This window comes from Streptomyces sp. NPDC025651 (genome assembly GCF_055558735.1).
The window spans coordinates 137,617-161,578 of sequence record NZ_JBVHLZ010000006.1 but is presented as its reverse complement, the minus strand read 5'-3'; the positions used below and the strand labels follow the sequence as shown (position 1 = coordinate 161,578).

Annotated in this window: 6 protein-coding genes; 4 read left to right on the top strand and 2 right to left on the bottom strand. The window is 73.7% G+C overall.

What is annotated here, in order from left to right; genetic code table 11:
• Positions 1-10 precede the first annotated feature (10 nt).
• Genes ACZ4D5_RS22580 through ACZ4D5_RS22565 form a run of 4 tightly spaced genes read left to right on the top strand, consistent with a single transcriptional unit; the run spans position 11 to position 22,442 of the window.
• Positions 11-15,100: an SDR family NAD(P)-dependent oxidoreductase gene (locus ACZ4D5_RS22580; protein ID WP_467774173.1), complete on the top strand. Its 15,090-nt coding sequence runs from the start codon at positions 11-13 to the stop codon at positions 15,098-15,100.
• Positions 15,097-18,672, top strand: a complete 3,576-nt coding sequence (locus tag ACZ4D5_RS22575; protein ID WP_467774172.1) for an amino acid adenylation domain-containing protein — start codon at positions 15,097-15,099, stop codon at positions 18,670-18,672. The genes ACZ4D5_RS22580 and ACZ4D5_RS22575 overlap by 4 nt, the downstream gene beginning before the upstream one ends.
• 44 nt (positions 18,673-18,716) lie before the next feature.
• A complete protein-coding gene (locus tag ACZ4D5_RS22570; protein ID WP_467774171.1) occupies positions 18,717-19,865 on the top strand; it encodes an adenine nucleotide alpha hydrolase family protein in 1,149 nt (382 codons plus the stop codon).
• 9 nt (positions 19,866-19,874) lie between these two features.
• Entirely contained in the window at positions 19,875-22,442 is a 2,568-nt protein-coding gene (locus tag ACZ4D5_RS22565; RefSeq protein WP_467774170.1) for a type I polyketide synthase, read from the top strand.
• 64 nt (positions 22,443-22,506) lie between these two features.
• Here ACZ4D5_RS22565 and ACZ4D5_RS22560 read toward each other — a convergent pair whose 3' ends face one another.
• A complete protein-coding gene (locus tag ACZ4D5_RS22560) occupies positions 22,507-22,776 on the bottom strand; it encodes a hypothetical protein (protein WP_467774169.1) in 270 nt (89 codons plus the stop codon).
• A gap of 128 nt (positions 22,777-22,904) precedes the next feature.
• Positions 22,905-23,804 carry a 4Fe-4S domain-containing protein gene (locus tag ACZ4D5_RS22555; RefSeq protein ID WP_467774168.1) on the bottom strand — a complete coding sequence of 300 codons (900 nt, stop codon included), beginning with the start codon at positions 23,802-23,804 and terminating at the stop codon, positions 22,905-22,907.
• Positions 23,805-23,962: the final 158 nt, after the last annotated feature.

Genomic DNA, 23,962 nt, shown 5'->3' with positions numbered 1-23,962 from the left:
GGGAACGACCGTGAGTTCGCACGACGGCACCGAAGCGGACGGCACCGAAGTGTCCGGGACCGAAGCGGCCAGGACCGACGCGCCCGGATCCGACGCGCCTGGCACCGACGCCCCCGGCACCGAAGTCTCCGGGACCGACATCGCCATCGTCGGCATGGCCGGGCGCTTCCCGGGCGCCGACAGCGTGGCGGAGTTCTGGGAGCTCCTGAGCGCGGGCCGCGAGGGCATCTCCCGGTTCGACGACGACGAGCTCGCCGCGGCCGGCGTCCCGGCGGCGCTGAGCTCCGATCCCTCGTACGTCAGGGCGCACGGCGTGCTGCCCGACGTCGAGCTCTTCGACACCGGGTTCTTCGAACTCACGCCCGCCGAGGCGGAGGTCATCGACCCCCAGCAGCGGCTCTTCCTGCAGAGCTGCCACACGGCCCTGGAGGACGCCGGGTACGACCCGCGCCGCTACGACGGCCTCATCAGCGTCTACGGCGGCGCCGCGATCAACACCTATCTGCAGCAGAACGTCCTGCCCCGCATCGACCAGACCGCGACCTCCGACCACTTCAAGGTCATGGTCGGCAACGACAAGGACTTCCTGGCCACCCGGGTCAGCTACAAACTCGACCTGCGCGGCCCGAGCTACAGCGTCCAGACGGCCTGCTCGACCTCCCTGGTGGCCATCCACCTCGCCTGCCAGGGGCTCATCAACGGCGAGTGCGACATGGCGCTCGCGGGCGGCGTCACCGTCAAGTTCCCGCAGACGCGCGGCTACCTGTACGAGGAAGGCGCGATCCTCTCCGCCGACGGCCGCGTCCGCACCTTCGACGCGGAGGCCAGTGGCACCGTCCTCGGCAACGGCGTCGGCATCGTCGTCCTCAAGCTCCTGGCGGACGCCCTCGACGCGGGGGACACCGTCCACGCCGTGATCAAGGGCACCGCGACCAACAACGACGGCTCCCTGAAGGTGAGTTACGCCGCCCCCGGCAAGGAGGGCCAGGCGGCCGTCATCGCGGAGGCGCACGCCGTCTCCGGCACCGAACCGGGCAGCGTCTCCTACGTCGAGGCGCACGGCACCGCCACCCGGCTCGGCGACCCGGTGGAGGTCTCGGCGCTCACCGACGCCTTCCGCCGCGGCACGCGCGACACCGGGTTCTGCGCGATCGGCTCGCTCAAGTCCAACGTCGGCCACCTCGACGCCGCCGCCGGCGTGGCCGGGGTGATCAAGACCGCGCTGATGCTGCGCCACCGCTCCCTGGTGCCGACCCTCAACTTCGAACGGCCCAACCCCGCCATCGACTTCGCCGCCACCCCGTTCTACGTCAACACCGAGACCAGGCCCTGGACAGGCTCCGGACAGGGGCCGCTGCGGGCCGGCGTGAGCTCGTTCGGCATCGGCGGCACCAACGCGCACGCGATCCTCGAAGAGGCCCCCCGCCCGGAGCCCACCGACGTGTCCCCGCGCGACGAGCAGCTGCTCGTGCTGTCCGCCAAGACCCGCACGGCCCTGGAGACCCTCACCGACGACCTCGCCGACCACCTCGACCGCCACCCCGACACGGACCTCGCCGACACCGCGTACACCCTCGCCCTGGGCCGCCAGGCCCATCGCCACCGCCGGGCCGTCGTCTGCGCCGACCGCGCCGGAGCCGTGCGCGCCCTGCGGGAGCGGGCCGAGCCCGGCTGCACCACGGGCGACGGCGAAGTCCCCCGTGACCAGCGGACGTTCACGCCGGACGCGGGCCTTTCGGGGCGCGCGCTCCTCGACGCCGTCCGCGCCGCCTGGCTGCGCGGGGAGGACGTGGACTGGGCCGCCTTCTACGGCGACGAGCGCCGCCGCCGCATCCCTCTGCCCACCTATCCCTTCGAGGGCCGACGGATCTGGCTGGATCCCGAGGCCCCGGAGAGCCCCGACGCCTCGCGCACGGCCGACGACCACCCGTCGCGGGACCTGCACCCGCTGCTCGGCGCCAACGTCTCCACCCTCGCCGAGCACCGCTACGCGACCACGCTGACCGGCGACGAGTTCTACATAGCCGACCACCGCGTCGACGGCGAGGCGATCATGCCCGGCGTCGGCTACCTGGAGATGGCGCGTGCCGCCGGTGAACTCTCCCTGCCGGAAGGAATGTTGGGCGGCGTGTCCCTGGCCAGGGTCGCCTTCGAGCGCCCGCTGTCCTTCGCACAGGGGCCACGTACGGTGCATGTCCGGCTCACACCGCACGGCGGCGGCGCGCGGTTCGCGATCAGCGACGACGCGCGTGGTGCCCCTGAGGTCTTCGCCACAGGTGAACTCCACCCCGGCGGTCCGGCCGACGCCCCCGCCCCCCTCGACCCGACCGCCCTCGCCGAGCGCTGCCCCGACCTGCTCGCCGCACCCGAGCTCTACGACCTGCTGCGGGCGCGCGGACTCGACTACGGCCCGGCCATGCGGCCCCTGCGCGAGCTGCGCCGCGGCGGAGCGGAGGCCCTCGGCGTCCTGGAACTGCCCGAGGGCGCGGCCGCGGAGCCGACGCCCGGCAGCGCGCACGGTTTCGTCCTGCACCCCTCGCTGCTCGACGGTGCCCTGCACGCCGTGGTGGCCCTGCTCGCGGCCCGTGAGGACGACGACACCACGTATCTCCCGCTGGCGCTCGGCCAGTTGGAGGTGTTCGCGCCGCTGCCGCGCCGCTGCCTCGCCCATGTCACGCTGCCCGAGCACGGCGCGGGGGAGAAGCAGACCAAGGTGGACGTCGCCGTCCTCGACACCGAGGGCAGGCCGCTCGCCCGGCTGCGCGACCTGTCCGTCCGCACCCTGCGGGGCGAGCGCGCACAGCCCGAGACCGTGCTCTTCGGCAGCTCGTGGGAGCCCGCGGAAGCGGCGGCGCACCCCACCACGGGCCCGCTGCTCCTGCTGGCACACGACCCGGTACGCCGCACCGAGCTGACCGGCGCCCTGCGCGCCACCGGAGCCACCGACCCCGACGTCGTCCTGGTCACCCCCGGTGAGCGGTACGCCGCCGTGGACAGCGGGCACTTCACCGTGGCCCCGGGCAGCCGGGCCGACTTCGCCGCGCTGCTCGACCGCCTCGCGGAGTCGGACCGCACGCCCACCGCCGTCCTGCACACGTGGTGCGACGCGATCGACCCCGCGGAGCCGCTCGCACCCGCCCTGCTCGACCAGGGCCCGCACACCGTCTTCGCGCTGACCAAGGCCCTCGTCGCACGCCGCGGCGGCCACCGCACCGCCCTGCTGGTCGCCCACCGCACCGACGAGCACGGAGCGAGCCCCACGGCGGCCGCACTCGCGGGCCTCGCCCGCACCACCGCACTGGAGAACCCGCGCCTCACCCACCGCCTGGTCGGCCTGGACGCCGACACCCCGGCAGCCCGCACGCTCGTGGCCGAACTGGCCTCCCTCGGCGACGGCGAGACCGAGACGCGGTACGTCGACGGCGTACGCAGCGTACGGCGCCACCGACGCCTCGCGTCCCCGCCCGACGCCGGGAGCGGTGCGGCCGTGGGCGAGGACGGTGCCTGCCTGATCACCGGGGGCGCGGGCCGGCTCGGCCTGACCCTGGCCGAGCACCTCGCGAGCGGGTCCGGGGCCCCGCTCGTCCTCGTCGGCAGGTCCGCACCGGGACCGGACGCCGAACGCCGCATCGAGGCGCTCCGCGCGGCCGGACACGACGTGACCTTCCTGCGCGGGGACATCGCCGACGAGGAGGCCCTGCGCACCCTGCTCGACGCCGTCCGGACCGACCACGGGACGATCCGCGCGGTGATCCACGCGGCGGGCACGCTGAACGACTCCTACCTCCTGAACAAGAGCTGGCAGGAGTTCACCGACGTCGTCCGCGCCAAGGCGCACGGCGCCGCCCACCTCGACCGGCTCACCGCCGACGACCCGCTGGACCTCTTCGTCTGCTTCTCGTCGATCGCGGGGGTCTTCGGCAACGCCGGGCAGAGCGACTACGCGTACGCCAACGCGTTCCTCGACGCCTTCGCCGAGCGCCGCACCGCCCTGGCCGCGGCGGGCCTGCGCTCCGGCCGCACCCTGTCGCTCGCCTGGCCGCTCTGGCTGGACGGCGGGATGCGCCAGGACGCCGACGCCGTCCGCGCCATGAAGCACCGCCTCGGCCTGGTCCCGATGCCCACGGCCGCGGGCATCGCCGCCTTCGACGCGGCGCTGGGCGGCCGGGACGGCGGCGCGATCCTCGTCGGCCACGGCGCCCCCGACCGCATCGAGGCCGCGCTCCGACCCGCCCCTGTGCGCACCGGGACGCGGCACCCCGACGCCGTGGGCGAGGATCGCGCGGGGCTGTCCGACGCCGACCTCACCGAGTGGGCGTGCACCTTCCTGCGCGGACTGCTCGCCGAGCGCACCAAACTCGACGCCGCGGAGCTCGACCCGAGGGTGCCGTTCGACCGGTACGGCATCGACTCGCTCGTCATCACCCAGCTCAACGCCGAGCTGGACCGGCACTTCGACGACCTGCCCAAGACGCTGTTCTTCGAGTACGCGACGCTGGAGGAGCTGGCGGGCCACTTCGTGACGGAGCACGCCGCCCGCCTCGCCGAACTGGCGGGCGCCCGGACCCCGAAGGCCCCGCAGGCGACGGCCACGGCCGCGGTCACGGTCGCCGAACCCGAAGCCGGACCAGGACTCGAATCCGAAGCCGGACCAGGACCCCAAGCCGATCCCGCCGCCCTGCGCCCCGGCGATGACGACGCAGGCGCCGTCGCCGTCATCGGACTCACCGGCCGCTACCCCATGGCCGACGACGTCGAGGAGTTCTGGCAGAACCTCGCCGAGGGCCGCGACTGCGTCACCGAGATCCCCGCCGACCGCTGGGACCACGACCGCTACTTCGACCCGGACCCGGCCGCCCGCGGCCGCGCCTCCTCCAAGTGGGGCGGCTTCCTGCGCGACGTCGACCGCTTCGACCCGCTGTTCTTCGGCATCTCGCCCCGCGAGGCGGAGCTGATGGACCCGCAGGAGCGCCTGTTCCTGCAGAACGCCTGGCACGTCCTCGAGGACGCGGGATACCGCAGGGACGAGCTGTCCGGGCGCAGCGTCGGCGTCTTCGTCGGCGTGATGTACGGGGAGTACCAGCTCTACGGCGCGGCCGACGCCGAGCGCGGCGGCATCCGCGTCACCGGCTCCTCGTTCGCCTCGATCGCCAACCGCGTCTCCTACACCCTGGGCCTGAACGGCCCGAGCATCGCGCTCGACACCATGTGCTCGTCGTCGCTGACCGCGATCCACCTGGCCTGCGAGAGCCTGCGCACCGCGGAGAGCGAGCTGGCCGTCGCGGGCGGCGTGAACCTCTCCCTGCACCCGTACAAGTACGTCTTCCTCAGCCAGGGCAGGTTCGTCTCCGCCGACGGCAGGTGCCGCGCCTTCGGCGCCGGGGGCACCGGCTACGTCCCCGGGGAGGGCGTCGGCGCCGTGCTCCTCAAGCCGCTGGCCGCCGCCGTGCGCGACGGCGATCACATCTACGGTGTGATCCGGGGGCACGCCGTCAACCACGGCGGCCGTACGAACGGCTACACCGTGCCCAGCCCGCACGCGCAGGCCGACGCGGTGCGCCGCGCGCTGAAGGGGGCAGGTCTCGAACCCGCCGACATCGGCTACGTGGAGGCGCACGGCACCGGCACCTCCCTGGGCGACCCCATCGAGATCACGGGACTCGCCAAGGCCTTCGGCCCCGCCGCCCGGGACGGACAGCGGTGGCCCGTCGGCTCGGTGAAGTCGAACGTCGGACACCTCGAATCGGCCGCGGGCATCGCGGGACTCACCAAGGTGCTGCTGCAGTTCAAGCACCGGCGTCTCGTCCCCTCGCTGCACTCCGACGAGCTCAACCCGAACATCGACTTCGGGCGCGCCCCGTTCCGGGTGCAGCGCGAGGCCGCCGACTGGCCCGAACCGGCCGGTGCCGACGGCCCCTTGCCCCGCCGCGCGGGCCTCAGCTCCTTCGGCGCGGGCGGCTCCAACGCCCACCTCGTCCTGGAGGAGTACCGGGGCGGACCCGCGCGCACGACGGAGCCCGTCGCGGAGCAGCGCTTCGCGGGACCGCTGGTCTTCCCGCTCTCCGCGCGCGACACGGAACGGCTGAGGGCCTACGCGGGCCGTCTCGCCGACTTCGCCGAACGCGACCGCGTACGCGCCGTCGATCTCGCCCATACGCTGCAGCGCGGCCGGGAGGTGATGGAGGAGCGGCTCGCGGTGGTGGCCGAGGACGGAGCCGCGCTCGTGCGGGCCCTGCGCGCGTACCAGAGCGGGGCGCCGAGTCCGGGACTGCTCCTGTCCAGCGAGCCCGACGCCCGGCTCACCGGGACCGCGCGGCCGGGAGCCGAGCAGCCGGCGTTCGCGCTCGCCGCCCGGTGGACGTTGGAGGGCACGGCCGACTGGGACACGCTCGCCCCGGCCGAGGGCGCGCCGCCGCGCCGCGTCCCCGCCCCGCTCTACCCGTTCGCCCGCGAGCGCTACTGGGTGCCCGCGGCGGACCGGGACGCCGAACGCCCCACGGCCACGGCGGCCCACCGGCCGCACCCGCTCCTGGACGCCAACGAATCCACCGTCGACGAGATCCGCTTCCGCAGGACCTTCCTGCCCGACGAGCCGCTGGTGCGCGACCACACCATCGAGGGGCGCGGTCTCCTTGCGGGCGCCGCCTGTCTGGAGATGGCACGGGCGGCGGCCCAACTGGGCGGGCTCCCCGGTGCGCACGCTCTGCGGGACGTGCTGTGGGGACGACCGGTGGTCATCGGGGACGCGCCGCGCGACGTCCACGTCAGCCTCGTCCGCACCGGCGAGGCCGCCGAACTGTCCTTCACCGTCTGGACGTCGAGCGGTGCGGAACGCACCGTCCACGTGCGGGGCACGGTGTCCGCACCGCCCGCGGGACGGCGTCTGCCCGCTGTCGAAGCCGTCGACCTCGACGCCCTTCGTGCGAGCCACCCACGGCACCGGGACGGAGCGGATGTCCAACGCGCCTACCGCACCGCCCACTTCGCTTACGGCCCGGCCTTCGACGTCATCGAAGAGGTCCACTTCGGGGACGGCAGCGCACTCGTCGGCCTCGCCCTGCCGGAGACGGAGACGGGCGCCTCACCGCGGCCGAACGGCGCCGGTGGGCAGGAGCTGCTGCCCCCTGCGCTGCTCGACGGAGCCCTGCGCGCCTGTCACTGGGCGGACCACGCCTCACCCGAGCGGAGCGAGCACCTCGCCGTGCCGTTCAACCTCGGCATGCTGGAGATGCGTACCCCCGGCGTGCGACTGCCCCGCACGTGCTACGCCCACGCCCTGCCCGCCCGCACCGCCGACACGGTGTCCGGCTTGCGCAGCTTCGACGTACGGATCCTCGACGAGTCGGGGGCCGAACTGGTCCGCATCGAGAACTTCGGCGGCCGTCGCCTCGACGCCGCGCCGGCACAGCCGCAGGACCCCGCACCGACGGACGATCCGTTCTTCTACCGACAGGAATGGGAGGGGCGCCCCCTCGCGCAGGACGGCGCGACGGGCGACGGCGCGGGCGCACGGGCCGACGTCGTCCTCGTCCTCGCGGACAACGACGCCACCGCCCGCAGCCTGGCCGCGCTGCCCGGCGGGCGTCGCGTCATCGACGTACGCAAGGGAACGGCCTTCGCGAGGACGGGAGTCGACCAGTACACGGTCGAGCCCACCCGGCCCGCGGACTTCGAAAGGATCCTGCGGGACCTGGAGGGCGACGGCGTCCGCTCCCTGGACGTCGTCCACCTGTGGGGCCTGAGCGCCGCGCCCGTCCCTCAAGGGGCCGAAGGCGCGACCGACGAGGCCGGGGAGGCGCTCGACACGGCCTTCGCGCACGGCCTCGGCTCCCTGCGCTCGCTGGTGCACGCCGTCGACGCGGTCCGTCCGGCGGGGCGTGTGCGCTGCGCCTACGTCCTGGCCGAGACGGAGTCCGGACCGCGCCCCGACCAGGAGGCCGCGGCCGGCTTCGCGCTCTCCACCAGCGGCGTGCTGCCGCGCTTCGAACTGTTCACCGTGACCTGCGCGGACGGACTGGCCGACGAGAAGGAACTGCCGGGCCTGCTGGCCGCCGAACTGGCGGGGGACGGCCGCCTCGCCGGGACCGAGATCCGCCACTCGGCGGCGGGCCGCCAGGTCCGCTCCCTGCGCCGGGCGGAGACGGCCGCCCCGGCCTCCGATGCAGGCAACCCCCTGAAGCGGCACGGCACTTACCTCGTCACCGGCGGCACGGGCGGCATCGGCCTGGAGCTGGCCCGCCACCTGGCGTCGGCGTACCGGGCCCGGCTCGTGCTGGTGAGCCGCTCGGCCGAGCGGCCCCAGGCACGCGCGGCGGCGGACGAACTCACCGCGCTGGGCGGCGAGGTGCTGCTCGTGGCCGCCGACATCGCGGACCCGGCGGCCCTGCGTACCGCCGTGACCCGGGCCAAGGACCGTTTCGGCCACCTCGACGGCGTCTTCCACCTGGCGGGCGCCGCCGACCAGGGCACTCTGCTCGCATCGGACCTCGCCCGCTTCACCGGGCTCCTCGCGGCGAAGGCGCACGGCGTCCGGCTCCTGGACGCGCTCACCGCCGACGAACCGCTGGACCTGTTCGTGGTGTTCTCCTCCATCGCCTCGGTCGTCGGAGACTTCGGGGCCTGCGCCTATGCCGCGGCCAACCGGTTCCTCGACGCGTACGCGGAAGGGCGCGACGCCCGGGTGCGGGCGGGGCGTGCCCACGGCCGCACCCTGTCGCTCGCCTGGCCGCTGTGGCGGGTCGGCGGCGTGGACGCCCTGATGAGCGAGGAGGAGCGCGCCGGATACCAACGCCGCACCGCGATGCGGGAGTTCACCGGGGCCGAGGGCATGCGGGCGCTCGACCTCGCGTGGCGTGCCGGAGGAGTCCGGCTGGTCCCGGCGATCGGCGACCGCGGGGCCGTGGACCTGGCCCTGGCGCCGCGCACCGGCGGCACGGCACCCGTCACGTCCGCTCGGGCCTCTCAGGCCGGGCCTTCCCCGGCCCTGCTGGCCCGCATGAAGGACCACGTGCGAACCCTGCTCTCCGAAGTGCTCGGCCTCGCCCAGGGGCGGATCGACGACCACACCACGCTGGAGACCTACGGCCTGGACTCCGTGCTGGTCATGGAGACGAACGAGCACCTCGACCGGGACTTCCCCGGCGCCCGCGGCACCCTGCTGTTCGAGTACCGCACCGTGCACGACCTCGCGGAGCACCTGCTGGCCGAACACCCCGATGCGGCAAGGAAGCTGTTCCCCGAGGAGTCGTCGGCGGCATCGGTGCCCCCTGCCGTCGAGGAGCGCGGGGGGCGGGCCGCCGCGGCCACCGCGCCCGCGCACGGAAACGCGGCGCTCGGCGACCGCGGCAACGGCGTCGGCGGCAGCAACGCCGACGACGACATCGCCGTCATCGGCATCAGCGGCCGCTACCCGCAGGCCCGTGACCTCACGGAGTTCTGGGAGAACCTCCGCCAAGGCCGCGACGCCGTCACCGAGGTGCCCCGTGAACGCTGGGACGCCGACGCCCACTTCGACAGCGACCGGTCGAACCCCGGCACCAGCTACGGCAAGTGGGGCGGCTTCCTCTCGGACGTGGCCGCCTTCGACTCGCTGTTCTTCCGGATCCCGCCCTCCCAGGCCAAGTTGATGGACCCTCAGGAGCGGCTGTTCCTGGAGGCCACCTGGGCGGCGCTGGAGAACGCCGGCTACCCGCCGTCCCGCCTCCCGCGCCCGCGCCACGGCGGCCAGGGGCACGACGTCGGGGTCTTCGCCGGCGTCATGTGGGGCGACTACGCCCAGCTCGCCGCCGACGAGGCGGCCAGGGGCAACCACCACACCGTCCTCGCCAACCGCTCCGCGATCGCCAACCAGGTCTCGTACTTCGGCGACTTCCGCGGTCCGAGCGTCGTCGTGGACACGGCCTGCTCGGCATCCCTCGTCGCCCTCCACCAGGCCTGCGAGAGCATCCGCAGGGGCGAGTGCCGCTACGCCCTGGCGGGCGGCGTCAACGTCTGCGCGCACCCCCTGAAGTACGAGCACCTCAGCCGCATGCGCATGCTCTCCACCGACGGGCGCTGCCGGTCCTTCGGCGCGGGCGGCAGCGGCTACGTGCCGGGCGAGGGCGTCGGCGCGGTACTGCTCAAGCGGCTCTCGGAGGCGGTGGCCGACGGCGACCACATCCATGCCGTGATCAAGGCGACCGCGGTGAACCACGGCGGCCGCACCGGCGGCTTCACCGTGCCCAACCCGCAGGCGCAGCAGGCGCTCGTCGAGGAGGCCCTGGAGAAGGCGGGCGTCGACCCGGCCACCATCGGCTACGTCGAGGCGCACGGTACGGGCACGTCCCTGGGTGACCCGATCGAGCACACCGCCCTGGAGCAGGCCTTCGCCGGAGCCGGTCTCCCGACGGGAAGCATCGCGCTCGGCTCGGTGAAGTCGAACATCGGCCACCTGGAGGGCGCCGCGGGCATCGCGGGCGTCACCAAGGCCGTACTGCAGCTCGCCCACGGCGAGTTGGTGCCGTCGCTGCACTGCGACGAGACCAACCCGATCATCGACTTCACCCGGTCCCCGTTCCGGGTGCAGCGCGAACTGGCCCACTGGCAGCGCCCCGTGGAGGAGCGGGACGGCCTGCGGGTGGAGCTGCCGCGGCGGGCGAGCGTCAGTTCGTTCGGCGCGGGCGGCACCAACGCGCACGTGGTGCTCGAGGAGTACCTGGCCCCGGCGCCCCGGCGTCGCGCCACCCCTGCGGGCGGCCCCGAACTGCTGGTTCTCTCCGCCCGCGATCCCGAGCGGCTGCGGGAGTACGCCGCGGGACTCGCCGCCCATCTGCGCCGCGAGCGGCCCGAACTCGCCGATGTCGCACACACCTTGAGGGCCGGCAGGGAGGCGCTGCCCGAGCGGCTCGCGTTTCTGGCATCCGACCCCGCCGACGCCGCCGACAAGTTCGCGGCCTTCGCCGAGGGCGACGCGGGACCCTGGGCGATCCTCGGCAACGCCGAACAGCACAGCGCGCTCGCCGACGTGTTCACCGAGGGCGCGGGCCCCGGCTTCCTGCGGACCCTCTCCGCCACCGGCGACCGCGCCCGGCTCGCCAGGCTCTGGGTCTGCGGTGCCTTCGCCGACTGGGCGGAGCTGGATCCGGCGGCCCCGGGGGAGTGCCGGACCGTGCCGCTGCCGGGCTACCCGTTCGAGCGTGCCCGCCACTGGCTGCCGGTCGCAGGACCGGCCGGTAACGCGTCCCGCCCTGAGGCCCGGCAGGCACCACAGGCCCAGCGGGAGCGGCGCGTTCCCCTCGCTCTGGCCCCCGCCGATCCCGTCGTACGCGACCACGTCGTCGGCGGCCTAAGGGTGCTGCCCGGCGTGGGCCACCTCGACCTGATCGCCCGCGCCCTGGGGGAGGGGGCGGCGCGTGTGTTCCAAGACGTCCGCTGGCTCTCCCCGGTCCAGGTGCCGGACGGCGACGACCTCGGCCTGACCCTCGCGCTCACCCCCGCACAGGCCTCGGACGGTCACGACTACCGGCTGACCGCCGCAGGCGGAGCCGAGACCGTGCACTCGCTCGGCCAGGTGCTCGCCGCGGCCCCCGACCTCCCCGAGGCCCTGGACCTCGACCGGCTGAAGGCGGCGTGCCCCGCCCGGGTGACACACGAAGAGCTCTACGCGGCGCTGCGGCGACGCGGGCTGCCCTACGGCCCCTACTTCCGGCGCGTCCAGGAGGCGTGGACCGGAGAGGGGACCGCACTCGCCCGACTGAGCCGACCGGAGGAGCGGCACCGGGGAGGAGCCCGCTCCGGCCCCCTCGACCCGGGCACGCTCGACGCGGCCCTGCACCCGCTGGCCCTGCTGCTCGCCGACCGTGCAGACGCGGACGCCCGGCCGCTGCTGCCCTTCGCCGCCGACCAGGTCGAACTCCACGCCCCGGTGCCCGGCGACGGCTGGTCCCACATCCGTGACCTGGGCTCGCACCGCTACGACGTGACCATCGCCGACGAGGCGGGCCGTGTCTGCGTACGCGTCGTCGGTCTGGCCCTGCGCGAACTGAAGGCGGCGGCACCCGGCATCGACCACCGCCCCCGCTGGTCGGTGGCTCCGCCCGCCCGCGACCACGACGACGCTCCCGCCCCCAGGACGGTCCTGACCGTCGCGTCGGCGGACGCCGCGCACCTGGCGGCGACGCTGGAGAAGGCCCACCCGGACGCGGAGCACGTACGGCTGACCATCGGAACGGGCGGCCTCGACGAGCGGGAGGCGGACCAGCTCCTCGCCCGCGCCCCGCGGACCGACCTGGTGTACTTCCTCGGCACCGGCGGACCCGGCGAACTCCCCGACACCAGCGGGGCGTTGCGCGAGGAGCAGGACCGGAACACCGTCTCGCTGTACCGCCTGACGCGGGCCCTGGACCGCGCGGGAACACTGGACCGGCCCCTGGGCCTGAAGGTGCTCACCGCCGACGCCCTGCCGCTCGGCGAGGGCGACCCCGTACGTCCCGCCGCCGCCGGACTCGTCGGCTTCTGCGAGGTCGCGGCCAAGGAGTACCCGCGCCTGAGCGCGGCGTGCCTCGACGTGCGCGGCGGCGAAGTCGCCGACGGCGTACGCCAGTTGGTGCGCGAGCCCGTCCAGGGCAAGGTCACCCCGGTCTCCCTGCGCGGCGGCGTGCGACGGGTGCGCACCCTGGAGCGGGTCGACCTGCCCGCCGCCCCGACACGCTTCCGCGAGGGCGGGGTGTACCTCGTCATCGGGGGCCTGGGCGTGCTCGGCCGCGACACCGCCCGCCACCTGGCCCGCACCTACCGGGCCCGCCTCGTCCTGGTCGGGCGCGGCGCGCCGGACGAACGGCGCCGCACCGACATCGCGGCCCTCGAAGGCCTGGGCGCCGAGGTGCTGTACGCCCCGTGCGACGCCGCCGACCCGGTGGCGCTGCGCAGGGTGGTCGACGAGGCCAAGGACCGCTTCGGCGCGCTGCACGGCGTGATCCACTCCGCGATGGTCCTGGTGGACAAGCCGATCAGGGACCTCGGCGAGGCCGAGCTGCGCAGCGCCCTGGACGCCAAGGCGGACACGGTGTGGAGCATGTTCCACGCACTGCGCGGAGAGGACCTCGACTTCGCGCTGCTCTACTCCTCCGCGGTCACGCTGGAGGGCAACCACGGGCAGGCCGGGTACGCCGCGGGCTGCCACGTCGCCGACGCCTGGGCGCAGGCCGCGGCGCGCACCGCGTCCTACCCCGTCCGGACCGTCAACTGGGGCTACTGGCACGCCGCGGGCGACGCCCACCGCGAACGCGTCCTGCGCCGCTTCGCCGCCGCCGGCATCCAGCCGATCGGCGCCGACGAGGGCCTGGCCGCCGTCGAACGCATCCTGGCGGGCGACCTGCCGCAGGCCCTGGTGGTCAAGGCCGAGCCGGGCATCCTCGCCGGTCTCGGCGTCGCCCCCGACACCGTGCTGAGGCCGCAGCCGTACCAGGAGCCCGCACGGGCCGCGCTCACCGCCCGTCCGGCGGGAGCGGGGGACGCGGGGGACGCGGGGGACGCGTCGGCCGAGACCGAACGGCTCGCCCGCGGCCTGCTGGTCGGCGCCCTGCGGACCATGGGAGTCCTGCGGAGCCCCGGCGAGCGGCACACCCGCGAGGGGCTCCGCTCCCGCCTCGGCGTCGCCGCCGGGCAGGAACGGCTGCTCGACCTGCTCGTCGACGTCCTGCTGCGCGGCGGCTACCTGCGGGCCGAGGGCGAAGGGGCGTACGGAGAAGGGCACGGGCGGCTGGTCACCACCGACCGGATCGAGGACGAGGAGCTGCGCCGCTGCGTCGCCCGACCCGGGGACGCCGTACGGGAACTGGCCCGGCGTCACCCCGAGACCGGTGCGGTGACCACCTTGCTGCGGCGCTGCGTCGAGGCGCTGCCCGACGTCCTGACCGGACGGCGCGGCCACATGGACGTCCTCTTCCCGGGCGGCTCCTTCGCGCTCGTGGAGGCGGTCTACGCCGGGGACCCGGTCACTGACCGGTGCAACGACCAGGTCGCCGACACCGTGCTCCGCTACGTGGAGGAACGCCTGCGCAGCCGGCCCGGCGACCGGATCAGGATCCTCGAAGTGGGCGCGGGCACCGGCGGGACCAGCGAGCGCGTGTTGCGCGGCATCTCCGCCGCGGGCCACGGCGACCGGGTCGAGTACGTGTACACCGACGTCTCCGAAGGATTCGTGCGGCACGGACGCAAGCGCTTCGGCGCCGACCACCCGTTCGCCGAGTTCCGCGCCCTGGACATCGAACGCGACCCGCGCGAGCAGGACTTCGAGAGCGGAGGTTACGACCTGGTGCTCGGCACCAACGTGTTCCACGCGACCCGCAGGATCGACCGCACGCTGGCGCACACCAAACAACTGCTGCGCACGAACGGCGTGTTGGTCGTCAACGAAGGCGTCGAGCTGCGCGACCAGATGTCCCTGATCTTCGGTCTGGCCACCGGCTGGTGGCTCTTCGAGGACGCGGAGTACCGGCTGCCCAACTCCCCGCTGCTCGGCCTGACCGCCTGGCGCGACGTCCTGGCCCAGAACGGCTTCCGCAAGGCCGCGGCCCACGCACGGCCGGGCGGCGGCACCTACCAGTGCGTGCTGGTGGCCGAGAGCGACGGGCTGGTGCCCGCGGCAGGGCAGGCCCCCGCGCCGCTCGTGCGGCCCGAGCCGCTCGGCGAGGTGCGGCCCGAGGCCCCCGCGCGGGCCACCGGAGGCGACCAGGTGCGCGCCACGGAGGACAAGGTCACGGCGGTCTTCGCCCGCGTCCTGGAGATGCCCGAGAACCTCCTCGACCCCAAGGCCACCTTCGAGAACTACGGCATCGACTCGCTCGTCGTCCTGAGCCTCACCAAGGAACTGGAGCGGGAGTACGGGCCCCTGCCGTCGACCCTGCTCTTCGAGCACATCACCATCGAGCGCCTCGCGCGCCACCTCGCGGGACGGCACGTCGACGGGGCGGCTCCCGCGACGACCGGAACCGCCACGGTCCCGGAGCCCTCGGCGGAGCCCGGCCTCGAACAGCTCGTCGACGGCCTCTCCGACACGGAGGTGGACGACCTGCTCCACCAGCTCAGCACCGTTCTGCAGGACCAGGAGAAGCAGCGATGACCCCACCTTCCGGCCCCTCCAGTCCCTCCGGCCCCTCCAACCCCTCCGGCTCCCTCATGCCTGCGAGCCCCTTCAGCGCCGTCCTGATCGGCGAGGAGCCGCTCCTCGCCGAATGCGGCGAACACCTCCTGACGCGCGGCCACCGGGTGACCGCCGTGGTCGCCGCCGATCCCGGTCTGCGCCGCTGGGCGGCCGGGCACGGCCTCACCGTGGTCGAGCCGGGCCGGGGCCTCGCGGAACGGCTGCGCCCGCTGCGGTTCGCGTACCTCTTCAGCATCACCAACCTGCGGATGCTGTCCGACGATGTGCTTGCGCTGCCCGAGCGCATGCCCGTCAACTTCCACGACGGGCCGCTGCCCCGGCACGCCGGTCTGCACGCGACGAGCTGGGCCGTCCTGGAGGGCGCCACCGAGCACGGCGTGAGCTGGCACGTGATGGAGCGCGAGGCGGACACCGGCGATCTGCTCAAGCAGCGGGCGGTGCCGGTCGCCCCCGACGACACCGCGTACACGCTCAACCTCGCCTGCTACGAGGCCGCGGCCGCCGCCTTCGGCGAGCTGGTCGACGAACTGGCCGCGGGAACCGAGACGCGCACCCCGCAGGACCTGGCCCTGCGCACCTACCACGGGGCGCACGACGGGCCACCGCGCGCCGGGCTCTTCTCCTGGCGGCGGCCGGCGCGGGAGCTGGACGCGCTGGTGCGGGCCGCCACGCTCGGACCGCACCGCAACACGTTCGGCCTCGCCCTCCTCGCCCTGGGCGAGCGGCTGTTCGCGGTGCGCGGCGCGGACGTCACGGCCCAGGCGTCGACGCGTCCCGCCGGGACCGTGCTGGCCGTCGAGGACACCGCGGTCGTCGTGGCCACGGCCGACCTCGACGTGCGGCTCACCGACCTCGTCGATCTGGACGGCGGCCCGCTCGGGCTCCGCCCCGGTGACCGCTTCACCGAGCTCGACGACGCCGCGGCCGAGCGGTGGGAGTCCGCGGCGCGCGCCGCGCGTCGCCACGAGGGGTACTGGCTCAAGCGGCTCACCGGGCAGGAACCCCTCGAAGTGCCCTGGCCCGCACGGGAGCCGGCGCACACCGCCGCCCCCGCGACCGGGACGGCGGCGCACGCCGAGGTCCCCGACCACCTCCTCGGCACGGACGGCACGGACCGGGAGGCCTGGCTGCTCGCCGCCCTGCTGCTGTTCCTCGGCCGCATGGCCGGAGAGCACACAGGCGGCTTCGACGTGGGCCTGCGCCTGCCCGGCGGACCGCGAGCCGACGGGGCCCCCGCCCCGCTCCTGCCCGAAGTCCCCTTCCGCGCCCCGGAGATGACAGAGGGCCGATCGCTCACCGAGCTCAAGGACGCGGTCGCCCGGCAGCTCGCCGACGTGTCACGGCGCGGCGCCCCGCTGCGTGACGTGCGGCTGCGCGACCCCCGGCTGCGCGAGCGGTCGGCCCTGTCGGGCACCGCCCTGCCGATCGCGGTGGAGCTGACGGGCGGCGCCACCGCAGGCGGCGAGCCCAAGCCGGGCGGCCCCGCCCTCACCGTCCGCATCGGCCCCTCCGGCGGCGTCGCCTTCGATCCCGCCGCCCCCGGGACGACCGGTCCCGCGCGCCAACTCGCCGACCGGTTCACCCGGTTCCTGCGCACCGCGGCCGCGCTGCCCGACGCGGACGCGGGCCTGATCCCGCTGCTCACCGCGGACGAGAGCCGTCGCGTGCTCGACACCTGGAACGACACGGCGGCCGACTACCCGAGCGACCGCTGCGTGCACCAGCTCTTCACGGACTGGAGCCGCCGTCAACCGGACGCGCCCGCCGTCCGGTTCGGGGACGAGGTCGTGACGTACGGCGAACTGGCGCGCCGCTCCGACCGGCTCGCGCACCGCCTCGCCCGGCTCGGCGCGGGCCCCGGCACCCTGGTCGGGGTGTTCCTGCACCGCTCCGCCGACCTGCTCACCGGGCTGCTCGCGGTGCTGAAGACGGGAGCGGCGTACGTACCGCTGGACCCGGTCTATCCGCCCGAGCGGCTCCGGCACATGCTCGACGACTCCGGCGCTCTCCTCGTCCTCACCCAGACCGCGCTGACCCCGTCCCTGCCCCCGGACTGCCCGTCACGCGTGGTCGAACTCGACGCACGGGACCACGAGTTCACGGGTCCCTTCGAGGACCGGGCTTCGGCCAAGGACCCCGCGTACGTCATCTACACCTCCGGCTCCACCGGCCTGCCCAAGGGCGTGCGCGTGGGCCATCGGGCGCTGACCAACTTCCTGTGCTCCATGGCCGAGGAGCCCGGCTTCGACCGCACGGACACCCTGCTCGCCGTGACCACCGCCTGCTTCGACATCGCGGGCCTTGAGCTCTATCTGCCGCTGATGACCGGCGGCCAGGTGCGGGTCGCCCCGGCGCATGCCGCCGCCGACGGATTCGCACTGCGCGAACTGATGGAGAAGTGCGGCCCGACCGTCGTCCAGGCGACCCCCGTCACCTGGCGCATGCTGATCGAAGCGGGCTGGCGGGGCGACGAAGGACTGACCGTCCTGTGCGGCGGCGAGGCGCTGCCCGCCGACCTGGCCGACGCTCTCGTGCGGCGCGCGGGCCGGGTCTGGAACATGTACGGACCGACCGAGACCACCATCTGGTCCTCCGTGGACCGGGTCGAGGCCGGGCGGCCGGTCACCATCGGGCGCCCCTTGGCCAACACGCGGATGTACGTCCTCGACGCGCGGCAGCGGCCCGTCCCGCCCGGCACCCCGGGAGAGCTGTACATCGGCGGCGACGGGGTGGCCGACGGCTACCACCGGCGTCCCGAACTCACCGCGGAGAAGTTCCTCGACGACCCCTTCGCCCCCGGCCGCGTCTACCGCACCGGCGACCTGGTGCGGCATCTGCCCGACGGGCGCATCGAGTATCTGCGCAGGGCCGACAACCAGGTCAAACTGCACGGCTACCGCATCGAGCCCGGCGAGGTGGAGACGGTGCTGCGCGACCACCCGGCCGTCGCGGCGGCGGCCGTGGTCGTGCGCGAGGACGAGCGGGGCGCCGGCCGTCTGGTGGCCTACGTCGTCGCCGCGGGGAGCGAGCCGCTCCCGGTCGAGGGGCTGCGGGACCACGTGCGGGTGCGGCTGCCCGCGTACATGGTCCCCGGCGCGGTCGTCGTCCTGCCCGACCTTCCGCTGACGCCGAACGGCAAGCTCGACCGCAAGGCCCTGCCCGCCCCCGCCGCCCGCGCCGCCCTCGCCGGACAGAGCGGCGACGCGGCGCCCGAGAGCGCCCTCGAGCGGCGGATCGCCGGGATCTGGCAGAGCGCGCTCGGCCTCGACGCGGTCGCCGTCGACGTCAACTTCTTCGACGCCGGCGGGGATTCGCTGCGGCTGACCCAGGTCGTGGCGCGGCTGCGGGCGGAGCTGAGCCCCTCGCTGAGCCGGCTCGACATGTTCCGCCACCCGACGGTCGGGTCCATGGCCCGTCATCTCGCCGACGACGCTGCTGCGGCGGCGTCACCGCCGCGCGGGAGGCAGGCCCCCGCCCGCGGCCGCTCCCTGCTCGGAGCACGCCGTCGAAGGTCCGGGACGCAACGCTGAGACCGCCGCCGACCGGGCAGTCGACACCCTTTCAAGGAGGCATCGTGGAACCGACCACCGTTCGCTGCAAGATCTGTTCGCTCAAGGACGGGCACCCGGGGATCGTTCTCGACGACGAGCAGGTCTGCAATCTGTGCAACCTGGACTTCGCGGGCGACCTGATCGTCAACTACAAGTACACCAATGAGGTGTTCGCCGAGTTCCAGGCGGCGCCGCCCAATCCGCGCGGGGACTTCGACTGCCTCTTCATGTACAGCGGCGGCAAGGACAGCACGTACATGCTGGACAAGTTCGTCAACGACTACGGCAAGCGGACGCTCGCGTACACCTTCGACGTGCCGTTCGAGAGCACGCACGCGGCTCAGAACATCAAGCTGGCGCAGGAGAAGCTGCCCGCCACGTTCGTGGTGGACTCGGACGACGACAACATCAAGAAGATGATGCGGGACGTCTTCAACCGGCCCCGCCCCAAGAAGCCGGGACAGTACCTCGACGAGAAGCTGCCCTGCGTCTCGTGCCGCACCTTCTTCGTGATCCGGGCCATCCTGCACGCGTACCGCGAGCGCATCCCCTACATCGCCCTGTGCGCCGACCCGCAGCAGATCCTCACGATGGAGTCGAACGTCCGCGAGGTCGTGCGCGGCTTCTACAAGTCCTTTGGTCCCGAGCTCGCGAGCGAGCTCTTCGACGGCGAGATCGAGGAGGTCCTGTTCGCCGAGGACGACGAACTCCCCAAAATCGTCTTCCCGTTCATCGCGATGCGGCACGACTACGACCCCGACCGCATGGTCGCCGAGCTCAAGGAGAAGGGCCTGTACGCCTCTTCGCCGATGGAGACGCACTGCACGCTGTTCCCGCTCCTGAATTACTACTCGTTCAAGAACTGGGACTGCATGTTCTACAAGCTGAACGCGTCGAGCTACACCCGGGCGGTGCGCCGCAACAAGGACTACGACCGCTCCACGTTCAGCATCAAGTTCCCGCGCTCCCTCGACCTGCCCGAGGTCGAGGAGCGCCTCAAGGCCGTGGTGCTGGAGATCGCCGCGGGTGAAGGCGAGCGCGACCGGCACCGGGAGGCGCTGGTGGAGCTGTTCAAGCAGATGGACACCACCGACGACGGCGCCAGGTTCATCGCGGAGACGTTCCTGGACATGCGCGCCGTCGCAGCGGACCTCGGTATCAAGGTGGGTTGAGGAGAAGACATGAACGACCAGCGAATACAGCAGGACGCCCGCCAGGAGCAGCCGGACGGCGGCGCGGAGGTCAGGGACTCGGACATCGCGATCGTCGGCCTCGCCTGCCGCTTCCCCGGCGCCGACACCCCCGACAAGTTCTGGCGTGTGCTGACCGAGGGCCGTGAGACCCTCACCTACTTCTCCGACGACCAGCTGCGCGCGGCCGGGGTGAGCGAGCAGCTCATCGCCGACGAGCGCTATGTGAAGGCCGGTCAGATCGTCGAGGGCGCCGACACGTTCGACGCCGCGTTCTTCGGCATCACCCAGGACGAGGCGGAGCTCATCGACCCGCAGCAGCGCCAGCTCCTGGAGTGCGCGCTGGAGGCCCTGGAAGGGGCCGGGTACGACCCGCAGCGCGGCGAGCAGCGGATCGGGGTGTTCGCCGGTGTCGGCATGAACACCTACCTCCTGCACAACCTCGGCGAGCGCTACCGCACCGCGTCGTCCGTGGACCGCTACCGCATGATGATCACGAACGACAAGGACTTCGCGGCCACCCGCACCTCCTACAAGCTGAACCTGCAGGGGCCGAGCATCAGCACCAACACGGCCTGTTCCACCTCCCTGGTCGCCGTGCACCTGGCCTGCCTCAGCCTGCTCTCCGGCGACTGCTCGATGGCGCTCGCGGGCGCCGCCCACATCCAGGCCGACCAGTGGGAGGGCTACCTCCACCACGACGGCATGATCTTCTCGCCCGACGGCCACTGCCGGGCCTTCGACGCCAAGGCACAGGGCACCGTCATCGGCAACGGCGTCGGCGTGATCGCCCTCAAGCGGCTGAGCGACGCCCTGGCCGACGGCGACACCGTCCACGCCGTCATCAAGGGCACCGCCGTGAACAACGACGGCTCGGACAAGACCGGTTACACCGCCCCCGGCGTCCAGGGGCAGGCCGCCGTGGTCGCGGAGGCGCAGCAACTCGCCGACTGCGGCCCGGAGACCATCTCGTACGTGGAGGCGCACGGCACCGCGACGCCGCTGGGCGACCCCATCGAGATCGCCGCGCTCAACCAGGCGTTCGGCCGCGACGGCACCGAACTCGCCCCGGAGTCCTGCGCGATCGGCTCGGTCAAGACCAACGTCGGGCACCTGGACACCGCCGCGGGCATGGCGGGCCTGATCAAGACCGTCCTGATGCTGCGCCACCGCACCCTGGTCCCGAGCCTCTACTTCGACGCGCCCAACCCCGAGATCGACTTCGCGGCCGGGCCGTTCTACGTCGGCACCGAGACCAAGGAGTGGCCCGCGGGCACGACCCCGCGCCGGGCCGGCGTGAGCTCCTTCGGCATCGGTGGCACCAACGCCCACGTGATCGTGGAGGAGGCCCCCGCGGCCGAGCCCGCCACCGGCGCGAGCGGGCCCCGCCTGCTCGTGTTCTCCGCCCGCACCCCCGAAGCGCTCGACACGACGACCGCCGACCTCGCCCGCCATCTGCGCAAGGAACGCGGCCTCGACCTGGCGGCGGTCTCCCACACCCTGGCGGTGGGGCGGCGCGTCCACACCTACCGGCGCGCGCTCGTCGCCACCGACGTGCGGGACGCGGCGCTGGCCCTGGCGCTCGGCGACGAGAACCGCGTCCTGAACGGCGACCCCACCGCCGAGAAGCCGGTCATCGAACTCGTCGGTGACGCGACGGCCGTTCCCGCCGGACACGCCGCAGCGCTGTACGAGGAGATCCCGGCCTTCCGCGAGCACTTCGACCAGTGCGCCACCGAGCTCGGCCCCCCGGGCGGCGCCGCCGAACTCCTGCGCGCGGAGGGCTCCTTGGCGGCCTTCGCCGTCCAGTACGCCACGCTGCGCACGCTGACCGGCTGGGGCGTGCGGGCGCCGGCCGTCGCGGCGGACCGCACGGACCTGCCGGACGCGGCCCTGCGCCTCCTGGAGCGGATCGGCGCCCAGCACGCCGCCGCGTCCGGGCGCCCGGCTCTCGGCCTGCTGCCGGGGACCCCGGACACGGTCGGCGCGGCCTTCCTCCTGGACCTGCTCGGCAGGCTGTGGACCGCGGGGGAGGAGGTCGACTGGGCCGCGTACCACGAGGGCGAGAGCGTGCGCCGGGTGCCGCTGCCCAGCTACCCCTTCGACCGGAAGCGGCACTGGATCGAGCCGCACGGCGCCGCCGCACCGGCGGGTGCGGCCGCGAGCGAGACGCTGCGGGACCGCTTCGACGGCGTGTCGGACACCGAGAAGGTCACCCTGCTCACGGACTTCATCCGGCAGGAGATCGCCGCGGTCCTCGGCGCACCGGACCCGCGCACCGTGGACCTGGACACCAACCTCTTCGACATGGGCCTGGACTCGCTGATCCTCATCGAGGTCATCGCCAAGCTCAGCGACGAACTCGCGCACTCGGTGCGTTCGTCGGCGTTCGTGGAGTACCCCACGGTCCGCTCGTTCGTGGAGGACCTGAGCGGCGAGCTGGGCATCGCCCCGGACACCAGCGCGCCTTCCGCGCCCTCCGCTCCCGCCGCGGGCTCCGAAGGGCGCATGTCGCGCCGCGCCCAGCGGGCCGCGGCCCGCCGCCCCTCGGGGTCGTGAGGGGCGGCGTCACCCGGTGAACGGGTCCCCGCGTGGACGGCAGGACGCCCGGCCGCGCGGGGGCTCAGCCGCCCTCGTGATCGGCGACCCGCACCGAAAGGCCGTAGTCCAGCTCGGCCCCGTCGACGAGCAGCGCCTCGACGGAACGCGTCTCGGGGTCGATGTCGGCCTCCATGCCGTCCCCGGCGTACCGGGGGTAGCCGGAGGCGCCGGTCTCCCCGGTGGCGACCACCACGGCGGAGCGCAGGGCGCCGCGGGTGTCGGTCGTGCCCGCACCGCTCTCGGAGAACTGGGGCACCAGCAGGATCTCGTACCTCTGCGGATGATTCTTCATGCGAGCGACGCTAGACAGGAGTGGCGCGCCCCGCATGTTCTCACCGCGGTTCTCACCGTCACGGCATGAGCTTTCGTACGGTGCTTCCACGGCATGGGCTGTCGTACGGTGCTTCGCCGCCGCCGCGCTCACCAGCGCACGGCGGCGAAGTCGATGGGGCGCGGCCGCAGCGCCCGCGTCCTCTCGGTCAACGCCCGCATGCGGTCGGCCATTTCGGCGGCGGGCAGGCGCATGCGGTCGCCGTGCCCCGGCAGCAGCCACTCGAAGCGGAGCCGTTCGGCCGTGCGGGCAAGGGAGGCCGCCAGTTCCTCGATGGAGTACCAGGTGACGCTCTCGGCCACCTCGATGTCGCCCGTCGAGCGCGACCAGTAGAAGCTGTCCCCGCTGAAGCAGTACCGCTCGTCGGCGAGGTAGAGCACGCTGCCCAGGGTGTGGCCGGGCAGGGGCTGGGCGACGACGCCGTCGGCGATCTCGACGCTCCCGGTGCCGCGCAGGACGCAGTCGGCCTCGGGCGACGAGTCCAGGTCGCCCTCGTGGATCCAGAGCCGGGCCTTGAACCGGTCGGCGTACCTGCGGCCGTGCGCCGCGTGGTCCCGGTGGGTGAGCAGGACGTCGGTGACCGGCCCGATCGTCTCGAAGCGCGTGGCGAGCACCTCGCTCCAGCGCGGGGTGTCCACCATCATCAGGTTTCCCGAAGGGCGGCGCAGGAGATAGGAGTTGGCGCCCGCGGTCTGCTGGGAGTTGTGCCCGCAGAACAGGACGGCGTCGTCGAGGGGCAGGGGGTAGACGTCGCGCCCGGCGTCCAACCGGCCGGAAGCGGGGCGGATGGAGCGGGTGGGGCAGGCGAACGCGGCGGCGTACAGGAGCCGTTCCTCGGCCGCGTCGCGCGGCTGGCGCGTGATCTCGGAGCGGCCGTCGACCTCGCCGATCAGGTCAGGGGCGAGCTGCCGTGCCACGTCGCAGTTGGTGCAGCGTTCGTCCACGGACCAACCGGTCTCCACGGGGTGGACGGTGGGGGCGTCGTTCACGAGGGGACTCACTTCCTGAGAACAGGGGGCGATCTCTTGTGCCACCAGGGTTTCCCGGCGGAGGAGAAGATCGGAAGGGGGTCCGGCTCTTGTTTCTGCGGGGCGTGGCGCATCTCAGCAGGTCCCCAGATATGTAGCGGGCATGTCAAATCAAAGAG

What these genes read in the sequence shown, in the direction of transcription:
- ACZ4D5_RS22565 (WP_467774170.1), top strand. Translation starts at nt 19,875, where the DNA reads ATGAACGACCAGCGAATACAGCAGGACGCCCGCCAGGAGCAGCCGGAC.
- ACZ4D5_RS22560 (WP_467774169.1), bottom strand. Translation starts at nt 22,776, where the DNA reads ATGAAGAATCATCCGCAGAGGTACGAGATCCTGCTGGTGCCCCAGTTC.
- ACZ4D5_RS22575 (WP_467774172.1), top strand. Translation starts at nt 15,097, where the DNA reads ATGACCCCACCTTCCGGCCCCTCCAGTCCCTCCGGCCCCTCCAACCCC.